Origin of the sequence: Hafnia alvei, from assembly GCF_034424155.1 — a bacterium.
GTDB classification, from domain to species: Bacteria; Pseudomonadota; Gammaproteobacteria; order Enterobacterales; family Enterobacteriaceae; genus Hafnia; species Hafnia alvei.
Genome location: NZ_CP139992.1, coordinates 983,098 through 1,001,369, shown reverse-complemented (window position 1 = coordinate 1,001,369; position 18,272 = coordinate 983,098). Strand labels below are relative to the sequence as shown.

Genomic DNA, 18,272 nt, shown 5'->3' with positions numbered 1-18,272 from the left:
TTCTCCTTCAGCAGCCTCGCGATGGACTCAACGGTGATCACCATTAGCTTAGTGGTGGGTGGTGCGAACTTTCTCTTTCGTTACTTACCACTCCGACTGGGACGTGCACGCAAAAGCGATACAGCTAAACAAGGTATTGTCGCCCTTCTTTTAGATAATATTGGCATCGCCTCAATTTGTGCATTGCTGGTGGTTTCTAGCACACCCGAGATCTTAGCCCAACATGAGCGGCTGATTCCTACCCTGTGCGGTTTTCTTGCCCTTGGGCTGTGCTTCTACCGCTCACAAAGCATCATCATGTCAACGTTGTCCGGCGCAGTCACCTTTGGGCTGGTTTTTAAGATGATGATGATGTTTACCTGATTCCGACTAAGTGATATTAACCAGTCAAACTATTTTTATAGATAATGTTTCTAACAGCAATTAATAACAATTACTGCTAATTATTTATGTGTTAGATTATTTACATTATTAATCCCTGTAGTTACTATACCGCCCGAAACTAATGAGGTTATGCCCATGTCAAGTTCTATGACTCATATTGAGGAAATGCTGAAGCAACGCGCGCTCCGTCAAAAAGACTTCCCTTATCAAGAAATTTTATTGACGCGCCTGTGTATGCACATGCAAAGCAAATTGTTGGAAAATCGCAACAAAATGCTAAAAGAACAAGGGATTAACGAAACACTGTTCATGGCTCTGATCACGCTGGATGCGCAAGAGAGCAAAAGTATTCAGCCATCTGAACTGAGCGCGGCGTTAGGCTCATCACGTACCAATGCGACTCGCATTGCCGATGAGTTAGAAAAACGCGGCTGGATCGAACGTAAAGAAAGTGACAGCGATCGCCGTTGCCTGCATTTACACCTAACCGAAGCCGGTGAGGCGTTCCTCGGGGAAATTATTCCTCCGCAGCACAAATGCCTGCATTTCTTATGGTCTACTCTGAGTGCGGACGAGCAACAACAGCTCGAAACCCTAACGCGCAAGCTGCTGGGTCGCATCGAAGAAATGGAACAATCTGGCCTAACGCAGTAATCGCGCGCGCCATCTCAATCGTCAGGTATTAACCATGCAATTCCCTATTCGTAGGCAAATGACTGTGCTCGCTACGATGCTTCTGCTTGCTGGCTGCGCATCAACTAATAATATTGAACCGCAGTCTTCACTGCTGAACTCACAGCAATTGCAGTTATCCACGCCGACGAACACCGTCAAAGCGGTGAGTATTAACTGGTGGACGGCAGCCAACGACACACAGCTTAATGCGTTGATGAACGACGCCCTGAAAAATGCGCCGACGTTGAAACAGGCGGCGGCGCGCGTGCGTGAAGCCGAGAACGCAGTAGGCGTGGCGAACTCGGCCAACGGCCCTAATTTGGATTTAACCGCCAATAGCCGCCGCGATCGTTTCTCCAAGAACACGATCCAGCCGCTGGCACCTAACGTACCGAATCCACAGCCGCTGTATGAAACCACCAATAATTTGGGCTTAAGCTTTAGCTATGAGTTTGACTGGTGGGGAAAATATCGCAATCAGGTGAATGCCGCAAAAGCTCAGGTGAATGCTGCTCACGCAGAGCAACAGCAAACGGCGTTATCCCTGACATCTGCCATTGCGTCTGCGTATTATCAGTTGCAAAGTGACTATGCGATGCAGGATTTGCTCAATAAGCAGATCCAATCCTATCAAGCATTGGCTGAAATCAATGAGCAACAATACAATGCGGGCGTCATCGGCATTGAAGTGTGGCAACAGTCGCAGGCACAGGTAGATATCAATCGCCAGCTCGTGACACAAATCCAAACGCAGATTGATTTGCTGTCTCATCAAATTGCTGCGTTGACAGGAAAAAGCGCCGCCGGAAAATCTAACCTCCAGCGCGTTGCTTTGCCAGATAGCAGTCTGCTCACTCCACCCACTGAGTTGACAATCAACTTACTGGGGCAACGCCCAGATATCACGGCTCAGCGTGAGTTAGTCGAGTCGTATGAGCAAAGCGTTCAGGCGGCGCGTAAAGACTTCTATCCGAGCGTGTCCATCAGTGGTTTTGCCGGTTTTACCACCGCCAACTTCAAAGGCACCAACCCCACATTGCTTGAGGCCGCGAGTAAAGCATGGAATTTAGCGCCAGCGATTTCGCTGCCCATCTTCCACGCTGGCGCACTACAGAGCAAATTGGGTGAAGAATCAGCGCTATACGATCAGGCGGTAGAATCCTATAACCAGACTATCCTTAGTGCAGTTCAAGATGCGGCTGATGCGATTACTCAGCAACAAAGCGCAAACCAAATGTATCAGCAGGCACAGGGCGCTTCGCAGTCTACGGGGCAGGTTTACCGTGTTGCACAGGCTCAGTACCAAAGCGGGCTGACAGGACGTCTTCCGATGCTCAACAGCGAAACTCAACTGTTACAACAGCAACAGGCAGAACTGAATGCCAAAAATAATCTGTTGCAGGCAAAAATTGGACTTATTCGTTCACTTGGCGGCGGCTACCAAGCCCCAGCCGTGAATTCAAAAGCATAATATTTTAGTAAGGCGGAGATACACATGAGCGAAAGCGTGGCAGCTCAAACCACTCAGCAGCAACCTTCAAACAAAAAAAGACAGCGTAAAACGTGGCTCACGATTTTGACCGTCATTTTTGTTGTTATTGGCATTGCCTATTTGGCTTATTGGTTTCTCGTTCTGCGTCATCATCAGGAAACTGACGATGCGTATGTCACCGGTAATCAGGTGCAGATCAGTGCACAGGTTTCCGGCAGCGTAACCAAGGTTTATTTCGACGGAACCGATCTGGTGAAAGCCGGTGATATTTTGGTTACGCTCGATCGTACCGATGCTGAACAAACGTATGAAAAAGCCAAAACCGCGCTGGCAAACAGCGTTCGTCAAACCCACCAGCTGATTATTAATAGCAAGCAGTATCAAGCTAACATTCAGCTGCGTAAAACCGAGCTGAATAAAGCGACCGATGACTATAAACGCCGCCAAGTCTTAGGCAGCGTTAACGCCATTGGCCGTGAAGAACTGCAACACGCGCAAGACGCCGTTGAAAGTGCGAAAGCCGCATTAGACGTTGCCGTTCAGCAATACAACGCTAATCAGGCGTTGATTCTGAATACGCCGCTAGAAAAACAGCCGGCCATTCAACAGGCAGCAGCACAGGTTCGTGATGCATGGCTGGCACTAGAACGTACTCAGATTCGCAGCCCGATTACCGGCTATGTATCACGCCGCAGTGTTCAAGTGGGCGCTCAAATCACGCCGAGCACCCCACTGATGGCAGTGGTGCCGGATAACCAACTGTGGATTGATGCCAACTTTAAAGAAACCCAGTTAGCCGGTATGCGTATTGGCCAACCAGCAACCGTCGTGAGTGACATGTACGGTGACGACGTAGTTTATAAAGGTAAAGTCGTCGGCTTGGATATGGGGACCGGCAGCGCGTTCTCTCTGTTACCTGCCCAGAATGCGACCGGCAACTGGATCAAAGTGGTTCAGCGCTTGCCTGTACGTATTGAGCTTGATGCGAAACAGATTGCAGAGCATCCGCTACGTATCGGTTTGTCTACGCTGGTGACGGTTGATACCGCAAATGCCGACGGTTTAGTGTTGGCAAATACCGTACGTAAAACGCCTGCATACGAAAGTAATGTCCTGACGTTGAATCTGGATCCGGTGAATCAAGTGATTGCCGAGATCATTCAGGCTAACGCAAGCTAAAAACGGCAGAGGTTAACGTGCAACAAAAACCGCTTGAGGGCGCACGGCTTGCATGGATGACGGTGGCGCTAGCAATGGCCACCTTTATGCAGGTTCTGGACTCGACGATTGCCAACGTGGCGATCCCGACGATCTCCGGGAACCTAGGTGCATCTAACTCGCAGGGAACCTGGGTGATCACATCATTCGGGGTGGCAAACGCCATCTCGATTCCGATCACCGGCTGGCTAGCAAAACGCTTCGGGGAAGTTCGCCTATTCCTGTGGTCGACGATCCTGTTTGCCGCCGCGTCTTGGCTATGTGGGATCTCCTCTAGTCTGGAAATGCTGATCTTCTTCCGCGTTTTGCAGGGGATTGTCGCAGGCCCGCTGATCCCGCTGTCACAAAGTCTCTTGCTCAGTAACTACCCGCCAGCGAAGCGAAGTATGGCGTTGGCGATGTGGTCCATGACCGTGATCGTCGCGCCGATATGTGGACCGATTTTGGGTGGTTATATCAGTGATAACTATCACTGGGGCTGGATCTTCTTTATCAACGTCCCTCTAGGGATTGCCGTTGCGCTGGTCGCAATGTCTACGTTGAAAGGACGTGAAACCAAAACCGAGATCAAACCTATCGACACGGTGGGGCTAGTACTTCTGGCGCTTGGCGTGGGCTGTCTACAGGTCATGCTGGATAAAGGTAAAGAGCTCGATTGGTTCAACTCCACCGAGATCATCGTGCTGACGGTTGTCGCCGTGGTAGCGCTGTGCTTCTTGCTGGTCTGGGAGCTTACCGATGACCATCCGGTCGTCGATCTGTCGCTCTTTAAGATGCGAAACTTTACCATCGGCGTGCTGTGTATCAGCTTGGCCTATATGCTCTACTTTGGCGCCATCGTTTTGCTGCCTCAGCTACTGCAAGAGGTCTATGGGTATACCGCAACGTGGGCCGGTTTGGCATCTGCACCCGTCGGTTTGATTCCGGTATTGCTTTCGCCAATCATTGGTAAGTTTGCGCCGAAACTAGATATGCGTCGCCTAGTGACGTTCAGCTTCATTATGTATGCAGTGTGTTTCTACTGGCGTGCTTATACCTTCGAACCCGGCATGGACTTTGGCGCATCAGCGTGGCCGCAGTTTATTCAGGGCTTCGCCGTGGCGTGCTTCTTCATGCCACTGACCACCATCAGCCTTTCTGGTCTTCCACCAGAACGTTTGGCGGCGGCCTCGAGCCTGAGTAACTTCTGTCGTACGCTGGCAGGTTCTATCGGAACATCGATAACCACGACGCTATGGACGCGCCGCGAAGCGCTGCACCATTCACAGCTAACGGAATCGGTGAACCCCTATAATCCAATAGCGCAGCAGACATACAGTGAATTGGAAAAGCTGGGCATGAGCAGCAAGCAAGCGTCAGCCTACTTGGCAAATGAAATTACCGCGCAAGGTCTGATTATTTCGGCCAACGAGATATTCTGGATCTCTGCGGGCGTATTCCTCGCCCTGCTAGTGCTAATTTGGTTTGCTCGCCCACCATTCTCAACCGCCGGTGGCGGTGGTGGCGCGCACTAGTTAGTAAAGTATTGCTAAAGACAAGGCTCAGACTTCAGTTTGGGCCTTTTTATTTGTATTAATAACTTTTGTTTGGCTATAGCTGGCCGCTACCTTCCTTGCGGTATGGATGACGCGCAATATACGTACCGCATCAAGTTCCAAAGCATAAACCATAACAAAAGGGAAACGGGGAACAACTAGCTTCCGCCGGTTAGTATTGCCGTTAATTGAATGACCCGACTTAGGATGTTCAGCAAGGAGTGCTGACAACGCGACAAAACGATCATCCGTGGTAATCGCGACGCTAGCACCAGCTCTTCGAGCTAAAAATCGGAAAATCGAGACTCTGTCAGCGACAGCTTGGTTTCCCCACGTCACGAAACTCACAGCTTACCCTGCCGTACCAAGGCTTTCAGCCGATCCATTTCTGAGTTCATTTGTTCATCAGAAATAAACTCCATTTTCCCACCGTCATAATCACTAAATGCCTGCTCGATGAGCACTTCAAGCGCAGCATCCGCATGCGCGAGTTGGAACTGTCGTTCCTCCTCTGCCAACTCTTCAACTCGTTCCCTCACTAGCTCAGTTAAAGTCATCTTTTTGCGCTCCGCAGCCTGCATAGCAAGACGTTTAGTTTCTTCTTCAATGCGAAAATGGATAGTACTCATTATTTACGGCTCTCATTTAAAATCCGTGGTGTCATTTGTGTTGTCATTATGACTAGATAATAAACAATAGCCAGCTCGCTTTTGTGCTCCCTGCAAGATAGCTCGCCAGCTAGGACAAGAAAACACCCAACATCCGTTGCAGTCTAATTGCATTTAAATAAGCAATGCTCCTCGCAAATTCCGTTCATAAAAAACGCCCCGAGAGCATGAACTCGCAGGGCGTTAACGTTGCATATCGGCCATCGTAAAATGGCTTATAGAAGATTACTGCATCAGCAAATACAGTGAGTTATCACCACGTTGGATGTTCAATGCCAGAACCGGTGGCTTGGAATCCATAATTTTACGCAGTTCACCCAAGTTAGCGACTGGCTGCTGGTTCACGCCCAGAATGATGTCACCTTTCTGCAAACCAACACGTGCCGCCGTTGAACCCTTCTGCACGTTATCAACCTTAACGCCTTTGACGTTACCGGTGGTCACGTTACTCAACTCAGCACCTTCAATACCGGCAAAAACATTGCTTGATGCCACTTGGCTTTGTTGGCTCTGCTCTAAGGTTACGTCAACCGTGATTGGTTTACCGTCACGGATCAAGCCCAGTTTCAGCTTGCTGCCTACTGGCATAGTCCCGATTTCAGCACGGAACGAAGCGAAGCTGGAAATCGCTTTACCGTTCAGAGAAACCACCACGTCACCGGCTTTAATACCTGCTTTCGCCGCAGAAGACTTCGGCAACACTTGGCTAATGAATGCGCCACGCTGTGCATCTACTTTCATGGCCTTAGCCAATTCAGAGTTCAGCTCGGTGCCCATAATCCCCAGTTCGCCACGTTTCACTTGACCAAACTCGACCATCTGACCGGTGAGATTTTTCACCATGTTGCTTGGAATGGCGAAACCAATACCGATGTTGCCGCCGTCCGGTGCCAGAATCGCGGTGTTAATCCCGATCAGTTCACCGTTTAGATTTACCAGCGCGCCGCCGGAGTTACCACGGTTAATCGCCGCATCCGTCTGGATAAAGTTCTCGTAGTTTTCGACATTCAGGCCACTGCGTCCTAACGCAGAAACGATACCTGAAGTGACAGTTTCACCTAAACCATAGGGGTTACCAATGGCCACGGTGTAATCACCCACGCGCAGTGCATCAGAGTCGGCCATTTTAATCGCCGTCAGGTTTTTCGCGTCTTTCAACTGGATCAACGCAATATCTGTACGTGGATCGGTGCCGATCACTTTCGCATCATATTTGCGTCCATCGCTCAATTGAACTTGGATGGAGTCTGCGTTTTCTACAACGTGGTTATTCGTCGCAACGTAACCTTTGGCTGCATCAATAATGACGCCCGAACCCAAGGCTTTGAATTTTTCTTTCGATGGGCCGTTGGCGCCGCCGCCCTGACACATCGGTGAACCGCTAAATGGCGATCCTTCCTGACAGAAAGGAGAATTATCGCCAAAGAATTGCTGGAACTGCTGTGGCATACGCGCGTTGTTATTCACCGTCGCGCTACCTTCCACATTGATGCTCACCACGGATGGCATCACCTTCTCCAGCATGGGTGCCAGACTAGGTAGCTGCTGGCTAGTCGCAGCCGATGCCGTTTCAGCCGCGCTGGCTGACATCGGGCTTAACGCCATTCCCAAACTCAATGCTACTGCACTCAATACTAAAGTGGATTTTTTCATAGAACTTTTTTCTCTTGTATTATCAACGATAAATAATGTGAGGAACACATAACGTCATTCATGATGCTCTTATCTATAACGTAGGTCTGATTTGAGCATTTTCAACGTGTCCCAACTAATCTGTTTACTTAATCTGATCACTGGCAAATAAGCCGTGATATTTGTGCATATTAAGAGTCGGATAAAACAATGAAGTTCCCTTTGCATGAGTCAAGGAAGCGTAAAAAATTATGGCGCGTCTTTACAAAACTCGACTTTATTCATCATCTTTATTATTCCGCGGCCATTAAGCGGCGGTACTCATCATAGGCATAAAGATCGGTCATGCCGCTGATATAATCTTGGATTAAACGAGCCCGATAATAATACTCGCGAACTTCGCGTTGCTCGTTAGACAGATGTTTAATCTGTTTAACGGCCTCACGATAAGCGGCAAGGTGCTTCCCTGAAAGCTTATGAAATAAGCGAGTTTCGATAGGAAATTTTTTATGTTTATTATCTTCAACGAGTTTCGCAAAGTCGTCCATTGGCATATCAAGCAGGTCACTGTAAATATCTAATAGCCCAGTGATAACGCGATATCCCTGCAGCTCAAGCTGTTCAACTTCGTGATGATTAAACACATAGCTACGCGCAACATTTTTAAACACGTCAAGCAGGCGGTTTTCTTGCCCTTCATCGTCAATCAGCGGCTCATTAAAAGCGCCTTCAACGATTGACTCGAGATGATGACAGAACCGGTCAGCGGCATGCGGCACCAGTACTTTAATGACATTCACTCTCAAATACATGAAGAACGCTTCTGAGCGCCCCACTTTTTGCATCCGGTAATATGCGTCATCCACAATCGTGGCGAAGAGTTCGCCTTCTCCATTTTTATTCCATTCGGTCTTGAGATAGTCATACAGTTGGTCTACGGTAAAAATGTTCTTTTCTACCGCATCTTCTAAGTCCGCAACGCAATAGGAAATATCATCCGCCGCTTCCATTATATAAGTCAGCGGAAAACGGTGATATTCCTGAATATTTACTTTTCGTTGTAAGGTATGGATGAAGCTTTCTTCCGCCCAATAATAACCAGGCTTTTTCATCAAGTAACTATATTGCTTTGGTTTCTCACCAGTCCAATAGGCTGGGCGAGTATATTTAAAAACACAGGCAATTTGCGCGTAGGTTAAATTTAGTCTCAATAAGGTATGAATAAGTCGTATTGCCTGTGCATTACCTTCAAAATTGCATAAATCAATTCTAACTTTGCCACGTAAAATATTCAGGTCAGTATCAACCGCGTTACGACGCAACACGGCAACTTGGCACTGTAATTCATCATCTGAAAAACCTTGGCCTTCCGCGATAACACCTAAACGCCGGCTAAACCAATCGTTAATAGCTGATTCTCCAAAATGGCCAAACGGTGGATTACCGATATCATGCATCAGGCACGCCATTTCAACGATGCTCTCAAAAGAATCAAGATACAGCGCTAAACCGAGTTCGTTTATGCGGTCTGTTTTTTTCAGATGATGAATCACTTCTTTGGCAATATGCCTCCCAACCTGCTGCACTTCCATCGAATGTGTCAGGCGGCTTCGCACGGCGGCGTTTCGTTCCAGAGGAAATACCTGTGTTTTCTGCTGTAGCCTGCGAATCGCGGCTGAATTGATAATGCGCCCACGATCGCTTTCAAAACGTCGTGCTATTTCATATCCGTCGTCAAGCTCTTGGCTATCCGCGCTATAAAACCGCTGATAGCAAAATTTAGCACCTAGATTAATATCCATTCTGCATCCTTTTCCAAGTCCTCAAACAACAGACAAAAAATAACCAATAAAAGAATACGCTAACAGTAATGTACTGAAAATTCATCCTTTGTGCGCCACAACCCTTGCATTAGCAGCCGATTCACAGCCAAAAGCACTTTTTACCTCCTCATGATAGACTAGGGCAGGTCTTTGAATGGCTTAAGCTTGAATAATTAACGAGCATTAACTCACAATTTTGCAGGTATTATCATGAAAGTAGGCATCATTGGTGCAATGGAGCAAGAAGTTGCTGTGCTGCGCGATCGCATTGAGAATCGTCAAACCCTGCAGCGCGCAGGCTGTGAAATCTACACGGGCACCCTTGGTGGTGTTGAAATCGCTTTACTCAAATCTGGGATTGGTAAAGTCTCTGCCGCGATGGGTACGACCTTGCTGCTGGAGCATTGCCGTCCAGACGTGGTAATAAACACGGGTTCTGCCGGTGGTTTGGCAAGCACGCTGAAAGTGGGTGATATCGTCGTTTCTGACGAAGTTCGCTATCACGATGCCGATGTGACTGCTTTTGGCTATGAACCAGGCCAGATGGCTGGCTGCCCTGCGGCATTTGTCGCAGACGCCAACCTGATTGCGCTGGCAGAGCGCTGCATCACCGCGCTGAATCTGAATGCGGTTCGCGGCTTAATTTGTAGCGGCGATGCTTTCATTAACGGCGCTGAACCTCTGGCTCGCATTCGTGCAACCTTCCCAAACGTTGCTGCCGTTGAGATGGAAGCGGCTGCGGTTGCTCATGTTTGTCATGCATTCAATACACCGTTTGTGGTTGTGCGCGCTATTTCTGACGTAGCGGATAAAGAATCTCACCTGAGCTTTGATGAGTTCTTAGTGGTTGCGGCTCAGCAATCTTCACTCATGGTCGAAGCGATGTTGCAGGAATTTGCTAAACACGCCTGAGAAAAGATGAGACCCCATAAATGAAACTGAAACAGCCTGTCTCACGCCTGCTTGGCGCTCATTGGCTGCTGCTGTGTCTGCCGCTCTCTGCGGCAGACCGCGTCATTAGCCTATCTCCACACACTACTGAAATGGCCTATGCCGCAGGACTGGGCGATAAGATGGTCGCGGCCAGCCTTTATTCTGATTACCCTCCTGCTGCAAAAAAGCTCGAAAAAGTGGCCTCATGGCAAGGGATAAACCTCGAACGTATTCTCGCGCTGAAGCCTGATTTAATTCTGGCATGGCGCGGAGGAAACCCTCAGCGCGTGCTCGATCAGTTAGCCGGATTCAATATCCCCATCTTTTATTCCGATCCTAAAAGCATTGATGGGATTGCCGACGATCTCGATCGCTTAGCCTCTTATAGCCCAACACCTCAGGTTGCTCATGATGCGGCAAACCATTTTCGTGACGAGGTGAAAATGCTACGTGAGAAGTATCAACGCCCAACTGCAACTCGCGTACTGATGCAGTTTGGCACTCAGCCGCTTTTCACGACGTCTAAAGCCACTATCCAGAGCGATTTGTTATCGCTGTGCGGTGCCACCAATATTTTTGCCGACAGTCCAGTACCTTGGCCTCAGGTGAGCCGCGAGCAGGTGATCGTCCGTAAACCACAGGTCATTGTGGTCAGTGGTTCGCAAGAGCAAATAGAAACGGTGAAGCAGTTTTGGCAGCCACAGCTAAACGTTCCCGTTATCGCGATCAACGAAGATTGGTTAAACCGCAGTGGCCCGCGCATTATTCTGGCGGCTCAGTCCCTGTGCGAACAGTTAGTTAATCTCACGCCTAAAACCGCACTGTAGCTAAAAACACTTTTCTTTAGCCATTGAAGAAAAGTGTTTAATTCTGTATCCCCCCATAGAAAGTGTTCAAAATTCAATGTATCTTATTGCATCACAACAAATAAAATAACCAATTAAAACAATAAGTTAATTATATAATCACTCACTCACTGATTTGACAGTTGTCATACATTGCAGAGAAACAGACAGGGGAACCAACCATGCTGGTATATTGGCTGGATATTCTAGGCACCGCGGTATTTGCTATCTCCGGCGTTTTATTGGCAGGCAAGCTGAGAATGGACCCGTTCGGCGTGCTGGTTTTAGGCGTTGTTACCGCCGTTGGCGGCGGAACTATTCGTGATATGGCACTCGACCACGGGCCTGTTTTTTGGGTCAAAGATCCTACCGATCTCGTTGTGGCGATGGTGACCTGCCTCGCAACTATCGTATTGGTGCGGCAACCCCGTCGTTTACCAAGCTGGATCCTGCCGGTGTTAGATGCTGTTGGTTTAGCCGTATTTGTGGGTATCGGTGTCAACAAAGCATTTGCCGGTGGCGCTGGCCCGCTGATCGCCGTTTGTATGGGAGTTATTACCGGCGTCGGCGGTGGCATGATCCGCGATGTTCTCGCCCGTGAAATCCCGATGATCCTGCGCACTGAAATTTATGCAACGGCCTGTATTATTGGCGGTATTGTTCACGTTACCGCTTATGCAACCTTCGGAATGGATCTGCAAAATGCCATGATGCTAGGCATGTTCGTGACGTTAGCTATTCGCCTTGCTGCCATTCGTTGGCATTTGAAACTCCCTACGTTTACTCTAGACAGCTAAATAATTTTCTAGGAGCAGCATCCTGCCGCTCCTATCCATTCACTTTATTGAATCTATTTCTCTTCAAGCGCTAGGAAATAAAGTCCTCTCTCTGTGGTGTAAACACATCGATCAGCGTTCCCGCCTCTACGCATACACAGCCATGCATAACATCCGGCTTTTTATAGAGTGTATCTCCCGCGCTTACCCGATGGGTTTCATCCCCAATCGTAAAATCGAAAACACCTGATTTTACGTAGGTACTCTGCTCATGTGGATGATTATGTAAAGAACCAATCGCGCCTGCTTGAAAGCAAACCTCCACCATCATCATCGTGCCACCGTGAGCGAGAACCTTTCGAGTAACACCTTCACCTGCTGGCTCAACGGCAATATTTTGGTAAAAGAAGAACATGGTTAATTCCTTTCGATATAGGCTTTTGATAAATATATTCGCCATCGTTCAAGCAACGTTTTCTTAGTGCACAAGACCAAACGTATATTTAATGAAAGCAGATAAAATCGTGAAATCAGGGTCAGCGAAAGTCACCCCTGTAGCACCCAAATAGCTGAATAACGGTAAAACCAGTGCGGGAAGGAAACACAGCAATAAGCCGTTAACGAAGCTGGCAATGATTGCGCCTCTTAAACCACCGGTGGCATTACCAAATATGGCTGCAGTGCCTCCGCAGGTAAAACTGGCAAGAATTCCCGGCACAATAATCGGTAATCCAAGCGATGGGAAAATTGCGATGCAGCAAAGTTCAGCAAAGAAGCTCACTAAAAACCCAATCAATACCGCATTAGGCGACTTATCAAAAAGAACCATGGGATCAACGGCTGGAATTGAACCGGGGGCAATAGTTTGGGAAATCCCCTTAAACGCAGGAACAATTTCTTCGGCAAATAACACCACGCCCTTTTTAGCGATAAATAGCCCACCAGCAAAGACCGCTGATTTTTCCAGTAACCAAACGAGGTAAGGCTTCTTTTCCATAATGCTGGCTAAATATTCATTGCTGGAGAATAAGGAGGAAACACCAAGGAGGCAAAACATGGTAAGAAACGTTGCTACGTCTGCGTTTTTCAAAAAGCTAAATTTGTCGCTGACATTAACGTGCTCAACGTTAACCGAAGTGTTACCAAACCATTTACCTAAGAAAGAAGCAATAAGGTAAGAACTGGATGCCGCGTGGGCGATACAATAATCATTATGGCCGATAATTTTTCGGCTAAACCTAGACAGAATCGTTGGGAATACGGCCATGTAGACGCCAATCACAACGGAGCCAAACACTATGGAAAATAACTCGCTATAGCCTAATCCCACCAATGCAGCCGTCACTGAAAACGCCATAAAGACAATAAGATGTAATGACAGATAGATAGATTTAAACCGTGTATATCGCGCCAGCAAAATATTAATTATCATGGCAAAAAACAAGATAATTGCCGCAGGCCGGCCTAGCCGATCGATAGTTAACGCCATGATCGCTTCGTTGCTGGGAACTACGCCTCTCAAGCCAAATGCATGGGTAAACAGATCGCTGAACATGGTCAATACGCCACCCAGTATTCCGCCCCCTGTTTTAATCAGAACAAAACCTAAAAAAGCTAATACAGTCCCTTTTATAATCGTGGTCAGCTTTGCCTTTTGCAGGCAAAGCCCACAAAAAGCAATAAAAGCTATAATGATCGATGGTGTTCCAAAAACTTTTAATAAATAGTCCATGAGAAACCTTATTTTTATATTAATTTTGAAAATCACATTCAGTAAAAAACAGCAACACTCATCCCCTCATCAAATAGTTAATTTAATGAGCAACATTCTTTTGTATAAAAAAACAGGTTATTAAATATATTAATTTAATTCGTAAAAAGAACTTTTAATACTTTCAACAGTTATTTAGTTAAATAGCCCCTAACCATTTTCACATGGCATAAAATTTATAAATTTGGCTAATGTATCTAATACCAAATGTAAAAAGACCACTGAATAAATAGGTTTATCAACTCATGTTGTTTCCCATTAATCTCTATAAAAATGAACCGGCGTTTCAAGTAGAGAGGTATTTTATCAAAAAGGAACAATGATTTTGTGACGCCGATAACTAAACCTACGTTTCAAAAATCATAAAACCAATTTGAAAAGATTTTTGATAATGGCCATTTGCAGCATAGCGCGGCGGCAGTACGCCCTATCTTCGACTAAACTTTCTGTTGCGGATTACTTTCAGCATATAATTTTTCTTACAGCGGATCTTATCGCTCAGGTACGAGGCGGTAAGATCATGAACACTCGGTAATCCAATATGCTACCGAGGAATATATCTATGCAATTAAGTACTTATCTGTTTTTCGACGGAAACGCTGAAGAAGCTATTGTGTTCTATACTCAAGCACTAGGCGCAGAGGTATTATTCAAAATGCGTTTTGGTGAAGCGCCAGTCGATGACTCCCAATGCGCAACCACGCCACCGTTCCCTGCCGATAAAATTATGCACGCTTCGCTTAAAATCGGAGACGGTTTGCTCATGCTGAGCGATGGCAACATGTGCGAGGAAGAGAAAAAGCACGGCGGCTATGCCGTTAGTCTGCACTCAAATGATTTAACACAGGGGAAAATTTGGTTTGAACGATTATCGGAAGGGGCTGCGGTGACGATGCCTTTTCAGGAAACCTTTTGGGCTTTAGGGTTTGGGATGCTAACCGATAAATTCGGTATTCCCTGGATGGTGAACGTAGAAAAAGCGATGGGATAGAGGGTTCTGAAAAACAAAAAAGCCCGCGATCAACACGGGCTTTTTTACTGGTTAGGTTAACGCTTAAACACTGAAAGAGGAGCCGCAGCCGCAGGTCGATTTCGCATTTGGGTTGGTTACGATGAAACGAGAGCCTTCCAAACCTTCGGTATAATCGACTGAACCGCCAACCAGATATTGCAGGCTCATCGGATCGACTACCAGCATAACGCCTTGCTTCTCAATGGTCATGTCACCGTCGTTCACCTTATCGTCAAAGGTAAAGCCGTACTGGAAGCCACTACAGCCCCCGCCAGTGATATAGACACGCAGCTTCAGATCCGGGTTTTCTTCGTCTGCGATCAGTACTTTAACTTTATTAGCTGCAGCTTCGGTAAACTGCAACGGCAGAGCCATATCTTCACTCATTTCTCACTCCCAAACTCTGCTTTTCACAGAATGTTTCTACACAACATGGAGACACGTACATGCAGGTATCGTCAGAAAGCCATGCTGATTTATGCGGTCATTATCTAATACCTGACTAATTCGTTCAAGTATTGCTCGTCGGTAACGATGCCTTTTCCGCTTCTTGCTGAGCTGCCTGCTCCTGGGCCTGCTTTTGAGCCAGCTCCTGACGCTTGAGCGTTCTTTCTAAGATGCAAGAGTACAGCGGTTTTCCACCTAAAAACTGGGCTAATAGTGTAGCGCCAAGACAGGTAATGATCATCGGTAAAATGAGCTGATAGTTATCAGTCATTTCTAGAACCAGCACAATACCTGTAAGCGGAGCCCTGACGGTGGCGGCAAATAACGCGCCCATTCCGGCAATAGCGAACGTGCCGGCCTCAATGCCGTATTGCGGAAACAGATGTGCACTTGCCATCCCAAATGCCGTTCCCAGCAACGTTCCCAAAGCTAACATCGGCGCAAAAATACCACCAGGCGCACCGGAACCAAAGCACAGCAGCGTAGTGACTACGCGGGCAATAAAGATAAATAGCAACATGCCCATCGTGTAATTTCCAGCAGCAGCAATTGGGATGAGATTAAAACCACCGCCCGCAGCTTCTTGCTGAATCAATCCAAGTACACCGCACAGCCCGCCTAAAACGCCACCGATCAGAACCAGTTTGCGCCAATCGCCGCCGTGTAAACGCTGGAACATATCCTGAACACGGAACACGCCACGGTTAAACATCACCCCAACAACGCCAAAAACCATGCCGAGCAGCAGATACAGCCACAGAGTATTGATGCCAACGTTGCCCAGCTTGCCCACTTCAATCACCGTGCGTTCACCGTTGAAAAAACGGAATACCACGCAGGACATAATAACGCCAATAAAGACCGCTTTGATTGAAATCAGACTATAGCGGAACTGCGGACGCATCTCCTCAATCACAAATAAGATACCCGCTAGCGGTGCATTAAACGCGGCGGTTAACCCCGCAGCCGCACCGGTTGCCAGAAGACTATGCCGTGCCTCCGTGCTGCGAGCACGAAACAGGTCAAACACCATTTGGCCAAGGTTTCCCCCCATCTGCACGGTGGGACCTTCACGCCCTAGCACCATGCCAGCACCAAGCGTTCCCAAACCACCAAAAAACTTCACGGGGATCACTCGCCACCAGCGTACAGGACGTAAATTTTCTAACGCCCCTTCAATTTCGGGAATGCCTGAGCCGCCAGCCTCTGGAGCAAAACGACGCACCAAATAATAGCCAAACATCGCTAACAGCGCGGAGCCAATAAACGCCATCGGCCAAACAATAATCCAGTAATCAGCGACATGGGCCAATCCACCCAATCGCTGCTGTTGCACCCAATCAACGCTTTTTTCAAACGCTACGCCGATGAGACCCGCAAGAGTCCCGACCACCGCGGCCATCAATAAGATGGCCACTGGGGTTTTATCGCGGCGTAAAATTTGCAGCATCACGTCGCTACGACGCAAACGCGTGGCAGACGGCAGAGAAGTTTGTTGTTCTTGCTGTGTCATAATCAGTCAACTAAAGGTGTGGTTGATAAGTAATACAAATGAAAGAAGCGTTATTCTACATGGCAAATGCCGCTAAGTCCCCTTCGCGAGTGAGAGATTGCTACTCCATAAGGATAGCGTTTATATCCACGTTGATACGATTGAATTATGTTCAACGCCTAACCTAACGTTTTTCTTCATTTCATCTCAGTGGCGACTTCTTTAGAATAGAAGCGACTTTTTACATTCAGCACAGGTCAGGAGCCGATTTATGAGTAAGTCTGAAAGTCTGTACGCTCAGGCAAAAGAGCTAATTCCGGGTGGCGTTAACTCCCCGGTTCGCGCCTTCACCGGCGTTGGTGGTGTGCCTTTATTTATTGAGCGCGCAGATGGCGCTTACCTGTACGATGCCGATGGCAAAGCCTACATTGATTACGTTGGCTCATGGGGCCCAATGGTTCTCGGCCATAACCACCCTGCGATTCGCGAAGCCGTGCTAGAGGCCGTTGGCCGTGGCTTGAGCTTTGGCGCACCAACCGAAATGGAAGTCAAAATGGCCGAACTGGTCACCACGCTGGTGCCAAGCATGGACATGGTGCGTATGGTGAACTCAGGGACAGAAGCCACCATGAGCGCAATCCGTCTTGCTCGTGGCTTTACCGGTCGCGATAAGATCATCAAGTTTGAAGGTTGCTACCACGGCCACGCCGATCATCTGCTGGTGAAAGTGGGCTCGGGCGCCCTCACCTTAGGCCAGCCAAACTCTCCGGGCGTTCCGGCTGACTTTGCTAAACACACGCTGACCTGTACCTATAACGATATCGAGTCCGTTTTACAGGCATTTAAGCAATACCCTGACGATATCGCCTGCATCATCGTTGAACCGGTGGCTGGAAACATGAACTGCATTCCTCCACAACCTGAATTCCTGCCAGGCTTACGTGAGCTGTGCGATCAATACGGTGCGTTACTGATCATTGATGAAGTGATGACAGGCTTCCGAGTTGCGCTGTCTGGCGCTCAGGATTATTACGGCGTGACGCCGGACTTAACCTGCTTAGGCAAAATCATCGGCGGCGGTATGCCCGTTGGCGCATTCGGCGGTCGCCGTGACGTGATGGAAGCGCTAGCCCCCACCGGTCCCGTTTATCAAGCCGGTACGCTCTCAGGTAACCCTGTCGCGATGGCTGCGGGCTTCGCCTGCCTCAACGAGATCTCTCAGCCGGGTATCTACCCACAACTGACCGAACTCACCGACAATTTAGCTTCCGGCCTGTTAGATGCAGCGCAGAAAGAAGGCATTCCACTTGTTGTGAATCACGTGGGCGGCATGTTTGGGATTTTCTTCACCGATCAGGAAACCGTCACCTGCTATCAGGATGTGACGCGTTGCGACGTTGAAAGATTCAAGCAGTTCTTCCATTTGATGCTAGAGGAAGGCGTGTACTTCGCTCCTTCTGCGTTTGAAGCAGGCTTTATGTCGCTGGCGCATTCACAGGAAGATATTCAGAAAACCATCGATGCCGCGCGTCGTTGTTTTGTGAAGATGAAGAAATAGGTTTTATCTCA

The 18,272-nt window shown here is 48.0% G+C and carries 18 protein-coding genes; 10 read left to right on the top strand and 8 right to left on the bottom strand.

Annotated elements, in window-relative coordinates:
- Window positions 1-21: 21 nt before the first annotated feature.
- The 5 genes from ygaH (at window position 22) to emrB (ending at window position 5,283) form a co-directional block, all read left to right on the top strand.
- Window positions 22-363: an L-valine transporter subunit YgaH gene (gene ygaH, locus U0008_RS04555; RefSeq protein WP_043491444.1), complete on the top strand. Its 342-nt coding sequence runs from the start codon at window positions 22-24 to the stop codon at window positions 361-363.
- Between the two features lie 156 nt (window positions 364-519).
- A complete protein-coding gene (gene mprA / locus U0008_RS04550) occupies window positions 520-1,038 on the top strand; it encodes a transcriptional repressor MprA (protein ID WP_025800458.1) in 519 nt (172 codons plus the stop codon).
- A 34-nt stretch (window positions 1,039-1,072) separates the two neighbouring features.
- Window positions 1,073-2,530 carry an efflux transporter outer membrane subunit gene (locus tag U0008_RS04545; protein ID WP_043491316.1) on the top strand — a complete coding sequence of 486 codons (1,458 nt, stop codon included), beginning with the start codon at window positions 1,073-1,075 and terminating at the stop codon, window positions 2,528-2,530.
- 24 nt (window positions 2,531-2,554) lie between these two features.
- Entirely contained in the window at window positions 2,555-3,730 is a 1,176-nt protein-coding gene (gene emrA, locus U0008_RS04540) for a multidrug efflux MFS transporter periplasmic adaptor subunit EmrA (protein WP_043491314.1), read from the top strand.
- Window positions 3,731-3,786: 56 nt separating this feature from the next.
- Window positions 3,787-5,283, top strand: a complete 1,497-nt coding sequence (gene emrB, locus U0008_RS04535) for a multidrug efflux MFS transporter permease subunit EmrB (protein ID WP_226929921.1) — start codon at window positions 3,787-3,789, stop codon at window positions 5,281-5,283.
- Window positions 5,284-5,310: 27 nt separating this feature from the next.
- On the opposite strand, the gene U0008_RS04530 is transcribed toward emrB, so the two are convergent.
- The 4 genes from U0008_RS04530 to dgt all read right to left on the bottom strand — a co-directional run bounded on the left by U0008_RS04530 (window position 5,311) and on the right by dgt (window position 9,406).
- Window positions 5,311-5,652: a type II toxin-antitoxin system RelE/ParE family toxin gene (locus U0008_RS04530; RefSeq protein ID WP_046449570.1), complete on the bottom strand. Its 342-nt coding sequence runs from the start codon at window positions 5,650-5,652 to the stop codon at window positions 5,311-5,313.
- A complete protein-coding gene (locus U0008_RS04525) occupies window positions 5,649-5,933 on the bottom strand; it encodes a hypothetical protein (RefSeq protein ID WP_043491311.1) in 285 nt (94 codons plus the stop codon). Before U0008_RS04525 ends, U0008_RS04530 begins: the two co-directional genes overlap by 4 nt.
- A gap of 264 nt (window positions 5,934-6,197) precedes the next feature.
- The gene (gene degP / locus U0008_RS04520) at window positions 6,198-7,625 is read right to left on the bottom strand and encodes a serine endoprotease DegP (protein WP_025800454.1); all 1,428 of its coding nucleotides are present in this window, start codon (window positions 7,623-7,625) and stop codon (window positions 6,198-6,200) included.
- Window positions 7,626-7,897: 272 nt separating this feature from the next.
- Entirely contained in the window at window positions 7,898-9,406 is a 1,509-nt protein-coding gene (gene dgt, locus U0008_RS04515) for a dGTPase (protein WP_043491309.1), read from the bottom strand.
- Window positions 9,407-9,637: 231 nt separating this feature from the next.
- Here dgt and mtnN point away from each other — a divergent pair, with 231 nt between their 5' ends.
- From mtnN to U0008_RS04500, 3 genes are all read left to right on the top strand, one after another.
- On the top strand, window positions 9,638-10,339 hold the full coding sequence (mtnN, locus tag U0008_RS04510; protein WP_043491306.1) for a 5'-methylthioadenosine/S-adenosylhomocysteine nucleosidase: 702 nt from the start codon (window positions 9,638-9,640) through the stop codon (window positions 10,337-10,339).
- Between the two features lie 20 nt (window positions 10,340-10,359).
- Complete coding sequence (btuF, locus tag U0008_RS04505; RefSeq protein WP_043491305.1) at window positions 10,360-11,187, top strand: vitamin B12 ABC transporter substrate-binding protein BtuF; 828 nt, start codon at window positions 10,360-10,362, stop codon at window positions 11,185-11,187.
- Window positions 11,188-11,387: 200 nt separating this feature from the next.
- Entirely contained in the window at window positions 11,388-12,002 is a 615-nt protein-coding gene (locus U0008_RS04500) for a TRIC cation channel family protein (RefSeq protein WP_025800450.1), read from the top strand.
- 70 nt (window positions 12,003-12,072) lie between these two features.
- Here U0008_RS04500 and U0008_RS04495 read toward each other — a convergent pair whose 3' ends face one another.
- Together U0008_RS04495 and U0008_RS04490 are read right to left on the bottom strand one after the other, a co-directional pair.
- Window positions 12,073-12,396 carry a cupin domain-containing protein gene (locus U0008_RS04495; protein ID WP_043491303.1) on the bottom strand — a complete coding sequence of 108 codons (324 nt, stop codon included), beginning with the start codon at window positions 12,394-12,396 and terminating at the stop codon, window positions 12,073-12,075.
- A 63-nt stretch (window positions 12,397-12,459) separates the two neighbouring features.
- Complete coding sequence (locus U0008_RS04490; RefSeq protein WP_043491301.1) at window positions 12,460-13,713, bottom strand: PTS ascorbate transporter subunit IIC; 1,254 nt, start codon at window positions 13,711-13,713, stop codon at window positions 12,460-12,462.
- 601 nt (window positions 13,714-14,314) lie between these two features.
- Here U0008_RS04490 and yjdN point away from each other — a divergent pair.
- Window positions 14,315-14,743: a VOC family metalloprotein YjdN gene (gene yjdN / locus U0008_RS04485; RefSeq protein ID WP_043491298.1), complete on the top strand. Its 429-nt coding sequence runs from the start codon at window positions 14,315-14,317 to the stop codon at window positions 14,741-14,743.
- A gap of 63 nt (window positions 14,744-14,806) precedes the next feature.
- Here the strand turns inward: yjdN and erpA are convergent, their stop codons facing one another.
- Together erpA and clcA are read right to left on the bottom strand one after the other, a co-directional pair.
- Window positions 14,807-15,151 (bottom strand): iron-sulfur cluster insertion protein ErpA, encoded by a 345-nt coding sequence (erpA, locus tag U0008_RS04480; RefSeq protein ID WP_025800446.1) that lies wholly within the window; start codon window positions 15,149-15,151, stop codon window positions 14,807-14,809.
- Window positions 15,152-15,275: 124 nt separating this feature from the next.
- Complete coding sequence (gene clcA / locus U0008_RS04475; RefSeq protein WP_040046766.1) at window positions 15,276-16,724, bottom strand: H(+)/Cl(-) exchange transporter ClcA; 1,449 nt, start codon at window positions 16,722-16,724, stop codon at window positions 15,276-15,278.
- A gap of 250 nt (window positions 16,725-16,974) precedes the next feature.
- On the opposite strand from clcA, the gene hemL reads away from it, so the two are divergent.
- Window positions 16,975-18,261: a glutamate-1-semialdehyde 2,1-aminomutase gene (gene hemL, locus U0008_RS04470; protein WP_043491295.1), complete on the top strand. Its 1,287-nt coding sequence runs from the start codon at window positions 16,975-16,977 to the stop codon at window positions 18,259-18,261.
- The last annotated feature ends 11 nt before the right edge of the window (window positions 18,262-18,272 follow it).